The organism is Aliiroseovarius sp. PrR006 (assembly GCF_010500215.1).
Classification (GTDB): Bacteria; Pseudomonadota; Alphaproteobacteria; order Rhodobacterales; family Rhodobacteraceae; genus Aliiroseovarius.
In genome coordinates, this window is the sequence record NZ_JAAGOY010000007.1 from 423,645 (window position 1) to 436,043 (window position 12,399).

The 12,399-nt window shown below is 59.6% G+C and carries 13 protein-coding genes and 1 pseudogene; 8 read left to right on the forward strand and 6 right to left on the reverse strand.

What is annotated here, in order from left to right:
* Window positions 1–288: 288 nt before the first annotated feature.
* The 6 genes and pseudogenes from G0Q00_RS15900 to G0Q00_RS10545 form a co-directional block, all read right to left on the reverse strand.
* Window positions 289–490 (reverse strand): annotated as a pseudogene (locus G0Q00_RS15900) (IS6 family transposase); the annotation flags it as partial.
* A gap of 14 nt (window positions 491–504) precedes the next feature.
* Window positions 505–984: a DUF6505 family protein gene (locus G0Q00_RS10525; RefSeq protein ID WP_163039097.1), complete on the reverse strand. Its 480-nt coding sequence runs from the start codon at window positions 982–984 to the stop codon at window positions 505–507.
* Window positions 984–1,694 (reverse strand): biotin/lipoate--protein ligase family protein, encoded by a 711-nt coding sequence (locus tag G0Q00_RS10530; RefSeq protein ID WP_163039099.1) that lies wholly within the window; start codon window positions 1,692–1,694, stop codon window positions 984–986. The genes G0Q00_RS10525 and G0Q00_RS10530 overlap by 1 nt, the downstream gene beginning before the upstream one ends.
* Window positions 1,691–2,746, reverse strand: coding sequence for an Mrp/NBP35 family ATP-binding protein (locus G0Q00_RS10535; RefSeq protein ID WP_163039101.1), 1,056 nt, complete (start codon window positions 2,744–2,746; stop codon window positions 1,691–1,693). Before G0Q00_RS10535 ends, G0Q00_RS10530 begins: the two co-directional genes overlap by 4 nt.
* Before the next feature lie 3 nt (window positions 2,747–2,749).
* Complete coding sequence (locus tag G0Q00_RS10540; protein WP_163039103.1) at window positions 2,750–2,944, reverse strand: DUF6494 family protein; 195 nt, start codon at window positions 2,942–2,944, stop codon at window positions 2,750–2,752.
* A 12-nt stretch (window positions 2,945–2,956) separates the two neighbouring features.
* Window positions 2,957–4,903 carry a 4Fe-4S binding protein gene (locus tag G0Q00_RS10545; protein ID WP_163039104.1) on the reverse strand — a complete coding sequence of 649 codons (1,947 nt, stop codon included), beginning with the start codon at window positions 4,901–4,903 and terminating at the stop codon, window positions 2,957–2,959.
* 354 nt (window positions 4,904–5,257) lie between these two features.
* Between G0Q00_RS10545 and G0Q00_RS10550 the strand changes: the two genes are divergently transcribed.
* The 8 genes from G0Q00_RS10550 (at window position 5,258) to G0Q00_RS15955 (ending at window position 12,398) form a co-directional block, all read left to right on the forward strand.
* The gene (locus G0Q00_RS10550; RefSeq protein WP_163039106.1) at window positions 5,258–5,797 is read left to right on the forward strand and encodes a DUF3305 domain-containing protein; all 540 of its coding nucleotides are present in this window, start codon (window positions 5,258–5,260) and stop codon (window positions 5,795–5,797) included.
* Window positions 5,794–6,426: a DUF3306 domain-containing protein gene (locus G0Q00_RS10555; protein ID WP_163039108.1), complete on the forward strand. Its 633-nt coding sequence runs from the start codon at window positions 5,794–5,796 to the stop codon at window positions 6,424–6,426. The genes G0Q00_RS10550 and G0Q00_RS10555 overlap by 4 nt, the downstream gene beginning before the upstream one ends.
* Before the next feature lie 14 nt (window positions 6,427–6,440).
* A complete protein-coding gene (locus tag G0Q00_RS10560; RefSeq protein WP_239058419.1) occupies window positions 6,441–7,046 on the forward strand; it encodes a molecular chaperone in 606 nt (201 codons plus the stop codon).
* 49 nt (window positions 7,047–7,095) lie between these two features.
* Complete coding sequence (locus tag G0Q00_RS10565) at window positions 7,096–7,290, forward strand: twin-arginine translocation signal domain-containing protein (protein WP_163039111.1); 195 nt, start codon at window positions 7,096–7,098, stop codon at window positions 7,288–7,290.
* Window positions 7,291–7,394: 104 nt separating this feature from the next.
* Window positions 7,395–10,289 (forward strand): formate dehydrogenase subunit alpha, encoded by a 2,895-nt coding sequence (locus G0Q00_RS10570; RefSeq protein ID WP_163039113.1) that lies wholly within the window; start codon window positions 7,395–7,397, stop codon window positions 10,287–10,289.
* Between the two features lie 12 nt (window positions 10,290–10,301).
* Window positions 10,302–10,895 (forward strand): formate dehydrogenase FDH3 subunit beta, encoded by a 594-nt coding sequence (gene fdh3B / locus G0Q00_RS10575; protein WP_163039115.1) that lies wholly within the window; start codon window positions 10,302–10,304, stop codon window positions 10,893–10,895.
* 76 nt (window positions 10,896–10,971) lie between these two features.
* On the forward strand, window positions 10,972–12,180 hold the full coding sequence (locus tag G0Q00_RS10580) for a formate dehydrogenase subunit gamma (protein WP_163039117.1): 1,209 nt from the start codon (window positions 10,972–10,974) through the stop codon (window positions 12,178–12,180).
* Between the two features lie 95 nt (window positions 12,181–12,275).
* On the forward strand, window positions 12,276–12,398 hold the full coding sequence (locus G0Q00_RS15955) for a hypothetical protein (protein WP_255464818.1): 123 nt from the start codon (window positions 12,276–12,278) through the stop codon (window positions 12,396–12,398).
* Window position 12,399: the final 1 nt, after the last annotated feature.

The window sequence follows — 12,399 nt, forward strand, 5'->3', positions numbered from 1 at the left end:
ATGTGGCCGGCTCAATGGCCATCCCACCCAAAACAAGTGACACAGGACTGTTTGCAAACTGGTGACACAATGCGCGAACGGTAGACGGACACCATCCAACCAATTCAAACCATTATCAAATCCGGGAAAGAGATTTGGTGGAGCCTAGCGGGGTCGAACCGCTGACCTCTTGCATGCTATGGGCGAAATAGGTTTGTGAGGCCAATTCCGGAAAATCAACTAACTGATAGGAAATCGAACCCAACCAGACGTTCAGAAAATTGGCGGAGCTCAGAGTGAAAGGTTCAGTTTGGTCCGGATCCCTGACGCGAACAGAGGTCAAATTTGTTCCACCAATATCGCGCTGTCTCGTGACTTACCTCGATCCCATGCTCATGCAAAAGGTCCTCCACATTTCGAAGCGAAGTGGAAACCGGACATACATCATCACCGCAAGGCGAATGATTTCTGGGCTGGCCTCAAAGTAGCAACAGTGAGAGCGTTTGGACATGGTAGGACGCTGGGTTAGTCGTCCAATGATCCGTGCACCGCGAATAGATCCAATTGGGCCTGTTGCGGCTGAATTGCGCGATAACTTTCGCGCACACCAGCATCGGTCAACTCGCGCGCGACCGTCAAAAGCGTACCGTCTTCGTGCTCGTCACACAGCTCCGCCATATGAGCGATTTCGTCAGCTGCGACCGGGCGAGCCGAGTCAATGTCCGGCGCGCCGTAGTAGGTCACGAAATACTGTGCCAACTGGTCGGCCAGACGTTCAACCTCGGCCGGCTCTATGGCGGTGACGGCTACAAAGGTTACACGCCCGCCCGTACCCAATCCAAGCCACCCATTCGAGAACGCCTGACGCGCCTTTCCCACCAGATCGGCCTCGGCCCAGTTCGAGAACTCGAACCCACCTGAAATACACCATTCTCCGGTTCGCGCGTGATTGGCAAAGACACGCGTGTCGCTGTCATCCAAATGGGCCGCGATTGCAAGTTTCATCAGCTGATCTCCAGCAGGCTAGTCAGGGGGATAAGTTGGGTGATGCCGTCGCTGTCGCGCAAAAGCATGCCGAAATCTTCGTCCACGCCCATGAATGTGCCAGCCTCGCCGTTCTGGGTAATTTCTTCCCCCATCGCATGCGCCAACCCGCGCCATTCTTCGTGCAACGCGCGTGGCCCATCTTGTTCCCAGCGGCTAATCCAGTTCAGTGTGTGCCGCGCCCAGGCTTCCAAAAGGCGCGGGACTTCGACATCTGCGCAGCCTTCTGCGTAAAGCGCGGTGGCGTCAGGGGTGTCGCCGGGGCGGTCACTTTCAGGCCAAAGAGGCAGGGTGAAGCCCACGACCAGCCAATCTGGAACCTCATCCACATTCGTGTCCGAGGCGGCAACACGGAATGTGCCACACCGCGCCCCATTCACACGGATGCCACCGCTCCATTCCAAATGCACCGCAACCTCGGGCGGGGCCAGCGCACCAAGAGCGTTCTGAAACCCAACTGCGCAGGTAGGTAACATGGACATGGCGCGTGACAATGGCACCTCAGGCGCAAATACCAGAGCCGCAGACAGGCTGTTTGCCCCCAGATTATAGACGATCAATCCGGCGTCGCAGCCCATCGCGGCCTTGGCCTGCGCGGTGGCGAACGCATCGCTTGCGCCGGTCACCGCGTGGCCCGACATCATCGGAGGAAAGACCACCTGGTCGGTCATGCGTTGCCTCCGTCAATCAGGGCGCGGGCAACTTTGCGGAAGGCCTCGGCCTGTGCGCTGTCGGGCTGGCTGGTCACGATCGGAGCGCCTCCGTCCGCGGCCAAGCGGATCTGCAGATCCAGAGGGATTTCAGCCAGCAAAGGTACACCCAGCTTCTCGGCTTCGTCCGCGACGCCGCCGTGGCCGAAGGTGTGCTCTTCGTGTCCGCAATTTGAACAGATATGCGTCGACATGTTCTCGATCATGCCATGGATCGGCACGTTCATCTGCTTGAACATGTCGATCCCTTTGCGCGCGTCCAAAAGGGCGATGTCTTGCGGGGTCGAGACGATGATGGCCCCGTCCACCGGGGCCTTTTGCGCCAGCGTCATCTGCACATCGCCGGTCCCCGGTGGCAGGTCGACAATCAGAACGTCTAGAGCGCCCCATTGCACCTGCGTCATCATCTGTTGCAGCGCGCCCATCAGCATCGGCCCGCGCCAGACCACGGCCTGATCATCGTTGGTCATCAAACCAATCGACATCATCGTCACACCATGATTGCGAAGGGGCAGAATGGTCTTCCCATCTGGGCTCGAGGGCCGACCCGACACGCCCAGCATACGCGGTTGCGATGGGCCATAAACATCCGCATCCAACAGCCCTACGCGGCGCCCTTCAGCGGCCAACGCGCAGGCCAAATTGGCGGATACGGTGGACTTGCCGACCCCGCCCTTACCCGAGGCAACGGCCAGAATGCGATCCACGCCGGGGATCTTTTCCGGCCCTTTGGGGGCGGCCGACGCACCGCGCGGTTTCAGATCAGGCGGCGCTGCCGGGCTGCTATGTGCCGTCATGACGATATTGGCGGTGGCACCAATGGCAGCCAATGCTGCCTCGGCTTGCGCTTTCACCGCTTCATAGGCGTCGGCGCGAGCGGGGTCGATTTCTAACACGAACCGCACCGCGTCACCGTCCACATTCAGCGCGCGCATCGTGCCCGAAGACACAATGTCACCACCAGCGGGATCGTTCACGCCCTTCAGCGCGTCCAGAACCTTTTCTCGGGTCAAGGTTTACTCCTGTGCCTTGATGTCGCCTTCGACCTCATGGGTCATGCCCAGCTCGTCGATCGTGATAACCGCGCGGGCCTTGAAGATCTTGCCCTTGGTCTCGGGGGCGTTCCGCAAAGCCTCTTCAATGGCCTGTTGCGAGGTTACGCCAACTTGCTTCAGGAACTTGCGCATCGACATATTGAAATCGTCGCTCATGGGGTCTCCTTGTCAGTGATCGCGCCGCTTGGACAGATAGTCTGCCGTGGTGCGCGGGCGGGGCCGTTCGCCCCCTTCAAACGGGTTGTTCTTGGCATGATATTGCGCGTTCACGCGGCAATTGTCACACATCTGGATCATCCGCGCGGCTTCAGGGTTGGCAAACATCGCATGGTTGCCTGCCAGTTTCTCGGTAATCTTTTCAATGGTCGATTTCACGCCAAACAGTGCACCGCACTCGACGCAGGCAAAGGGTTCTTCCTCGTGAAGCACTTGTTGATCCAGCGCGGCCGGTGTCAGGTTCATCTGAGGGGCAAGCGTGATGGCCTTTTCCGGGCAGGTTGAGGCACAGATCCCGCATTGCAGGCAGGCGTCTTCTTGAAAGCGCAGCTGCGGCAGATCGGGATTGTCCCCAAGCGCGCCCGAGGGGCAGACCGACACGCAAGACAGGCAAAGGGTGCAGGCGTCGGTGTCGATCACCGTTGCGCCGTAAGGGGCGCCATCTGGCAAGGACAGAACTTCGGCATCCGGGTTCAAGGCAACTGCCGCCTGCCGGGCCACTTGGCGACGGCTGCCCACTGGGCGCACCGGCGATGCGATGGGCGATAGAATCTCGGCGTCATAAAGCGCGTCCGACATGGCATCTGGGTCGCTGGTGTCCAACAGCGTCACCATGCCCCCCATAGCGCGGGCCAGATCGGCTTCGTACCCAATGACGTCCGCATCCACGCCGGGGGCCATCAGAAGGGTGACATCGGCGAACCCGGCGGCTGCGGCGGCCAGCATCTCGGCATGGCCAAAAGCCGCAAGCGCGGGAATTTCCAAGGGGATCACGTCGGCGGGAAGGCCACGCCCGAAACGCGCCGACAGCCGGATCATCTCGGACCCGTGGTCATTCACCACCAACAGGCGCGGTGCCTCGCCACCCGCCTCAAGATAGGCACGGGCCAAGGTCTGGGTGCGTCGCATGGTCAGGTCCACCGGCGGCGCATCATAGCTGATCGCCCCCGACGGGCAAAGCGACGAACAAGCCCCGCAGCCAGCACAAATCATCGGGTCAATCACCACGTGATCTCCGTTGGGCTGAATGGCCCCGGTCGGACAGGCGTCAAGGCAGCGCGAACAGCCAGATTGGCTGGCGCGAGAATGGGCGCACAGCATGGGTTCAGTTTTGATATACAACGGTTTTTCGAAGGTGCCGACAAGGTGGGATGCCTTCATGACAACCTCGGAAACCGATGGCGCATGGGCGGGATCGGCGCGCAAATATCCCTCACGCTTTTCCGGAGCTGGGAACAGCGGGGTACCTCCGGTCAGATCCAGAATGATGTCGCACTCTGATCGCCCACCATCACGTGGCGCGGTCAAGCGCGGGACACCGCGCCCCCCGGGTTCCAACTGCTCAAGCGCGTCAATGTGAACCGTAAACTGCCCCAGCGCGCCTTGCGCCGACTTCAGCTGCCCACGGATCACATCATAGGCCCGTGTGACAGGCAATTCTGCGCCATCCGTCAGCAGTACCGTAACCCCAAGATGATCCTGCAAGGCTTCGGCGGCGGGGATCGCGACAGGCTCGGCCCCGATGACCAGACACAGCCCTTCGGAACGCACATCAACCACCTTTTCATTTGGCGCAGGCAGCGCGGCCTCGGCCACAAGCGCGGCCATTTTGGGTAGTTTCGAGGCCGGATCATCGGACCAACCGGCCCGATCGCGCAGGTCCAGAACGGGCGGGCTAGGGGCGTCAATCTCGTCCGCCAATGCCTCGAACAGGCGCTGTTCTTGGGCGCAACAAATAATTGCCTCTCCCCCCGAAATAGCAGCTGCAGCCTGTTCGATTTGCGTGGTGCACAGGTCGGTATGCAGCTTCGAGACCGGGGTGCCGGCTGCCTCTGACAGCGCGGCGGAATCAACAACCTGACTCCCCGAACAGTCACATAAAATCAATGTTTTAGCCAAGCTTTCCCCCATCGGCTTATCCTGCATTCCAGCCCTGTATTGAAGTGCTGAACGGCAATCAACTAGCCACGATTTCGGGCGGGCGTAAACTGGTTTTCTTCGACGTTCCCTTGGCCGAGGGGGTCGAAATTCCGGCAACGATTCGCCGTTCGGAACACGCACCAGTAAGCTGACAAAATTTATCAGATTAGACAATTCGACCCGCTCCGCCGCCTCACCCTTCATGGCGAAGACAATTTGTCCCGAATGGTCCTGAACCCTAAATTAGCCGTTTTCGGGTGCCCAAGCATGTCGCAGGATGACGTAAGGGAGGACATCCAGAGCGTGATCCACGATCCAAACAGATTTGACACGATGCCAGTAGGTATCGTCATGCGTCGTACGCCGGGTGTGACCCGTTGGGCTGCGTGGGTCTGGAAAGCAGTGGATGTGTTGCCCGGGGCTGGTCAGGCGGACTGGCGGGTTTTGCGCCAAGAGGGCGAAGTGAGCTTCTATCACGCCGCCACCCTAACGCTTGAACTGCACGGCGCCGATACCGAGGCCTATCTGCACGGCCTAAATGCTGTGATCCCGTCCCTCTATGCCGTGATGCGCGAAACCGACGATGCCGCCCGCCCGTTGGACGTGGTGCTGCTGACGGCCTCGCCCTATGAGGCGCAGGATTATGCGGATAACGGCGAGGATATCATCGAGAAAATCGCCATGCCACCCGCCGTGCACGCATGGGTCAGCGACTTCGTCGACGCCCATCACCGCGAAGAGGTGTTCAAGAAACGCAAGCGCGACAAGAAGGACATAGGGCTTGTGGAAGATGGGATCGGAGATGCCCGGATCTCGCAACTGGCTGATGTGTATCGCTCGCCAGTGCAAGCCAAGAAGGAGCGTCTTCAATGAGTGACTTCTGGGCCCGCCGAAAAGCTGCTGTACTGGCTGAAGAACAAGAAGCTGCGCGTCTTGTCGAGGCTGAGGCGCAAGAAGTGCGGGACGCCGAGCTGGCCGAGCGCACCGACGAAGACATTCTGGCCGAGCTTGATCTGCCAGATCCCGACACGCTGGTGGAAGGCGACGATTTCAAGGTCTTTCTGAGCGACGCTGTTCCTGCCCGCATTCGCACCCGCGCGCTTCGGCGCTTGTGGCGCCTGAATCCGGTCTTGGCCAATGTCGATGGGCTGGTCGATTATGGCGAGGATTTCACCGATGCCGCGTGCGTGGTCGAGAACCTTCAGACCGCCTATCAAGTTGGCAAGGGCATGACCGAACATGTGCTCGAGCTGGCCCGGCGCGCTGAAGAAGCTGGGGCCAAGGCGGATAATACTGACACCGTTGAAGAAGACCCTGCCCCCGAAATGCAAGAGACCGAGGTGGAAGTGCCCGTGCTGTTAGCCGAGACCACTGAAGTCGCCCCCGCCCCGCTCCCAACCTTTGACACCCCTGAAGATCCAGACGCATTCGTGCCCTCGCGCCGGATGCGATTTGCCTTTGAGACACACGCAGGCGCGCCCGAAGACGCGGCGCGCGCATGAGCAAGGAAACCGATATGAGTGCAGCTGAAGACATCCGCGTTACCGAAGAAGATCGCCTGCGCGCGGATCTGTACAATTTCCTTGGTCTGCTGCTGGCCGTCCCGCCCAATGCCGACACTTTAGCAATGACCGCGGGGCTAACCGGCGACGACACGCCTTTGGGTGTAGCGATCAATGCGCTGGCGAAGATCGCCAAACTGTCGAAACCTGCCGCTGTCGAAAGCGAGTTCAACAAGCTGTTCATCGGTTTGGGCCGCGGCGAACTGCTGCCCTACGCCAGCTATTACCTGACCGGTTTCCTGAACGAAAAGCCGTTGGCGAAGCTACGACAAGACATGGCCGCACGCGGGCTGACCCGCGCCGAGAATGTTTATGAGCCGGAAGACAACATCGCATCCCTGATGGAGATGATGGGCGCGATGATCGTGGGCCGTTTTGGGCAGGCGCGCGATGTTGCCGACCAGAAGGCGTTCTTTAACACCCATATCGGCCCCTGGGCCGGTCACTTTTTCACAGATTTGGAAGCCGCAAAGAACTCGGTTCTCTATGCCGCCGTCGGTCAAGTTGGCCGCGTGTTTATGGAGATCGAGGCCGAAGGCTTCCGGATGAGCGCGGAGTGATCCGCACATATTGGCGGGCAACCGCCACCAACAGAGAGGAGGAACTCTCATGACCCAGAAGGACAAGGAAGCGACAAGCCGCCGCGACTTTCTGAAACTGGCCGGAACGGCAGCCCCTGCGGCTGCAGTCACCGTAATGGCCGGAGGGCAGACGGCTGAAGCAGCCGCCGAGCCCGATCTGCAATCGACCAAGTTGCAGGACACGGCGCAGACCCGCGCCTATTTCGCGTCGGCCCGTTTCTGACAGGCCGAACGACCCGCACCTGCGGCGACTGGTTGCGATAGGCCCGACTGCCAAAGGTATTCATCAACCCAGCCAGCCCCAGTGGGGTAGCAAGGGAGGTTAACATGCTGAGGAAAAAGACCAACGGGGTTGCGAGACGCCCCCAGCGGACAAGTATCCTTTCTGATGTCGCTTCGACATCGGTAGATCGCCGCGCGTTTTTGCGTGGCAGCGGCCTGGCCATTGGTGGTCTTGCCGCAATCAGCGCCACCGGAGGTACGGTGACGCAGGCAACAGCAGCCACAGCCGCTGACGGCGCAGTTGAGACCTTGAAATCGGTCTGCACGCACTGCTCGGTCGGATGTACCGTTGTCGCCGAAGTTCAAAATGGTGTCTGGACCGGTCAGGAACCCGGTTATGACAGCCCCTTCAACCTTGGATCTCATTGTGCAAAAGGCGCGTCGGTGCGCGAACACGCACATGGCGAACGTCGCCTGAAGTATCCGATGAAGAAAGAGGGCGGCGAGTGGAAGCGCATCAGCTGGGAGCAAGCGATCGACGAGATCGGCGACGGTATGATGAACATCCGGGAAGAAAGTGGCCCGGATAGCGTCTACTGGCTGGGATCGGCCAAGCATTCGAATGAACAGGCGTATCTGTTCCGCAAGTTCGCCGCCTATTGGGGCACGAACAACGTGGACCACCAGGCGCGTATCTGTCACTCGACCACCGTTGCCGGTGTGGCGAACACATGGGGCTACGGCGCCATGACCAACAGCTACAACGACATCCACAACAGCCGTGCGATCTTCATCATTGGCGGCAACCCGGCCGAAGCACACCCCGTGTCGCTTCTGCACGTGTTGAAAGCCAAAGAAGAAAACAATGCACCGCTGATCGTCTGCGACCCGCGCTTCACGCGTACGGCCGCCCACGCCGACGAATATGTCCGCTTCCGTCCCGGTACGGACGTTGCCCTTGTTTGGGGCATCCTGTGGCATATCTTCGAGAACGGTTGGGAGGACAAAGAGTTCATCCGCACCCGTGTCTGGGGCATGGACCAGATCCGTGACGAAGTGAAGAAGTGGACGCCTGAAGAAGTCGAACGCGTCACCGGCACCCCCGGTGAACAGCTTCGCCGGGTGGCCCATACGCTGGCCAACAACCGCCCCGGCACCGTGATTTGGTGCATGGGTGGCACGCAGCACACCAACGGCAACAACAATACCCGCGCTTATTGCATCCTTCAGCTTGCTCTGGGGAACATGGGCACCGAGGGTGGCGGCACCAACATCTTCCGTGGCCACGACAACGTGCAAGGCGCTACTGACCTTGGCGTTCTTAGCCACACCCTGCCCGGCTATTACGGTCTGTCGGGTGGCGCATGGGCCCACTGGGCACGTGTATGGGGCGAAGATGGTGAATGGCTCAGCGGGCAGTTCGCCAAGGTGACCGGCGCAGACGGCAAGGAAAAGAACCTTCAGAACCTGAAGGGCATCCCTGTCAGCCGCTGGATCGACGGCGTCTTGGAAGATCCCGAGAACATGGACAACCCCGACAAGGTGCGTGCCATGGTTCTGTGGGGCCACGCGCCGAACTCGCAGACCCGTCAGACGGAAATGAAAACAGCGATGGAGATGTTGGACATGCTGGTCGTGATCGACCCGTATCCCACTGTCTCGGCTGTTCTGCATGACCGCACCGATGGCGTGTATCTGCTTCCGGCCGCTACGCAGTTTGAAACCCATGGCTCTGTTACGGCCTCGAACCGCTCGCTCCAGTGGCGCGAGAAAGTCGTCGACCCCCTGTTCGAAAGCAAGCCCGACCATGTGATCATGGGCATGTTTGCCAAGAAGTTCGGTTGGTCGGATCGCTTCTTCCGTAACATCGAGATGGATGACGATGTCACCCCCAATGTTGAAAGCGTGACACGCGAATTCAACAGGGGGCTCTGGACCATTGGTTATACCGGCCAAAGCCCCGAGCGGATCAAGCTGCACATGGAAAACCAGCACACGTTCGACCGCACCACGCTGAAAGCAGTGGGTGGTCCAGCGGATGGCGACTATTACGGTCTGCCATGGCCGTGCTGGGGAACGGCGGAGATGGGTCACCCCGGAACACCGAACCTTTACGACATGTCGAAAGCCGTGTCCGAAGGTGGTCTGACCTTCCGCGCCCGTTTTGGTGTGGAACGTGATGGTGACAACCTGCTGGCCGAAGGCGTCTACTCGAAAAACTCGGAAATCCAGGATGGCTATCCCGAGTTTACGATGCAGATGCTGATGGACTTGGGTTGGGATGGTGATCTAACGGACGAAGAACGTGCCGCAATCGACGCAGTGGCCGGTCCGAAAACCAACTGGAAAACCGACCTTTCGGGCGGCATCCAGCGGGTTGCGATCAAGCACGAATGTGCACCGTTCGGTAACGCCAAGGCACGTGCTGTCGTATGGACCTTCCCGGATCCAATCCCGTTGCACCGCGAGCCGCTTTACACGCCGCGTCGCGATCTTGTGGCGGATTATCCAACCTATGAAGACCGTCACGACTATCGCCTGCCGACGCTGTATGCCTCGATCCAGAAGAACGATTTCTCGCAAGAGTATCCGATGATTCTGACCTCGGGGCGCTTGGTTGAATACGAGGGCGGCGGGGATGAGACCCGGTCGAACCCGTGGCTGGCCGAGCTTCAGCAAGACATGTTTGTCGAAGTGAACACGCGTGATGCCAACAACCTTGGTGTGCGCGATGGCGAACAGGTCTGGGTCGAAGGTCCGGAAGGCGGCAAGGTCAAGGTCATGGCGATGGTCACCGAACGGGTCGGCGAAGGCGTTGCCTTCATGCCGTTCCACTTCGGCGGTCACTTCCAAGGCGAAGACCTGCGGCATAAATATCCCGACGGGGCTGATCCATATGTGTTGGGCGAAAGCACCAACACCGCGCAGACCTATGGCTATGACTCAGTGACTCAGATGCAAGAGACGAAGACGACTCTTTGCAAAATCTGGGCAGCGTAAGGAGGAAAGAGAATGGCAAGAGCAAAGTTTCTCTGTGATGCCGAGCGCTGCATCGAGTGCAACGCCTGTGTGACCGCGTGTAAGAACGAGCATGAGGTGCCTTGGGGTATCAACCGCCGTCGTGTTGTGACCATCGAAGATGGTAAGCCCGGCGAACGGTCGATCTCGGTCGCCTGTATGCATTGTTCGGATGCGCCCTGTATGGCCGTTTGCCCGGTCGACTGCTTCTACCAGACCGAAGACGGTGTGGTGCTGCACTCGAAAGACCTGTGCATCGGTTGCGGCTATTGCTTCTACGCGTGCCCCTTCGGCGCGCCGCAATACCCGCAGGCTGGCAACTTCGGAAGCCGTGGCAAGATGGACAAATGTACCTTCTGTGCCGGTGGCCCCGAGGAAAACCACTCGACCGAAGAGTTCGCCAAATACGGTCGCAACCGTCTGGCCGAGGGCAAGCTGCCCATCTGCGCCGAGATGTGTTCGACCAAGGCGCTTCTGGCGGGGGATGGCGACGAAGTGTCGAACATCTACCGCGAGCGTGTGGTGGCCCGTGGCTTCGGCTCTGGCGCTTGGGGCTGGGGTACAGCCTATCAACGCAAGGGCGGCTGATCGGTCTTGATCACCTTGGGGCGGCCCTGCAATGGGGCCGCTCCACTTCAAACACTTGTTTCAAGGAGGAGCGACCATGCTGCGCATGGCACTCGCACTTGTCCTGATGCTGACGCTGGCTCCAGCTGGGTTCGCACAGGAAGACACCCCGGCAGTCGACCGTTCCGCCACTGGTGGCGCGCAGACGCTGGAAGATATTTTGGCCCGCCAGGCCGGACAGAAACTTGACGACAGCTTCCGGTCTGATGCCGTGGGCGATCCGGGCAACGCAGCAAACATCGCTGCACAGCTTGGCACGCTGGGCGGGGTCTCGGATGCCGAGACGTGGCGCGCTCTGCGCTATGGATCAGCGAACGTAAAGGTCTCGGCCGGTGGAGACGTCGCCACTGTTCTGGTGCAGGATGGTGGCATGCGCTGGCTTGAGTTCCGCGATACCACACTCAGGACCTATGGCGGCTGGCTGCTGGTCGGCACGTTGGTTGCGCTTCTGGCCTTCTATCTTCTGCATGGCCGGATCATGATTGACGATGGCCGCGCTGGGCGCACCGTCACCCGCTTCAAAGCGATCGAGCGGTTTGGCCACTGGCTTTTGGCCGGGTCTTTCATCCTTCTGGGTGTTACCGGACTGCTGGTTCTGTTTGGCCGCGTGTTCCTTGTGCCTCTCTTCGGCAAGGACGCCAATGCCTTCCTGTTGGAGTGGTCCAAATGGGTGCATAACAACGTCTCATGGGCCTTCATCCTCGGCCTTGTGATGATCTTTGTGATGTGGGTTGTTCACAACATCCCGAACCGCACTGACCTTCATTGGCTGAAGAAGGGTGGCGGCATTCTTTTCGGGCATGATCACCCACCTGCTAAGAAATTCAACGCAGGTCAGAAAATGATCTTCTGGTCGGTGGTTCTGTTCGGCGGCTCAATCGCGCTAACTGGCGTGGCGCTGTTGTTCCCGTTCGATCTGCCGCTCTTTGCGAAGACGTTCCACCTGCTGAACGCCACAGGTCTGCCGCATATGGTAGGGCTTGGTGAACTACCTGTGCAGCTAGCCCCGCAAGAGGAAATGCAGCTGGCGCAGGCTTGGCACGCAATCCTTGCCTTCGTCCTGATGGCCATCGTGTTGGCGCATATCTATATCGGCTCGGTCGGTATGGAAGGTGCCTATGACGCGATGGGGACTGGCGAAGTAGACGAAGCTTGGGCTGAACAGCACCACTCGATCTGGCTTGAGGAATACAAGGCGGCCGAGCAGGAACCGAAGGACAGTGGTGCCCCAACCCCTGCTGAGTAATCTAACCATCGCCGCGCCCACAACCTTGGGTGCGGCGGTGAGCTTCAGAGATTTTCGGCGACCCAAAGCTTGGTCGCCAAGACGGAGAAACAAAGATGAAAGCAATGCTGTTGGGCTTTGTGGCAATCATCGTGATTGCCATTGGAGCCAGTAATATTCTTGGAACGCTGGGCTATTCCTCGTCCGACCGCTATTCTGGTGCTGCAGTCAGAAACTAAG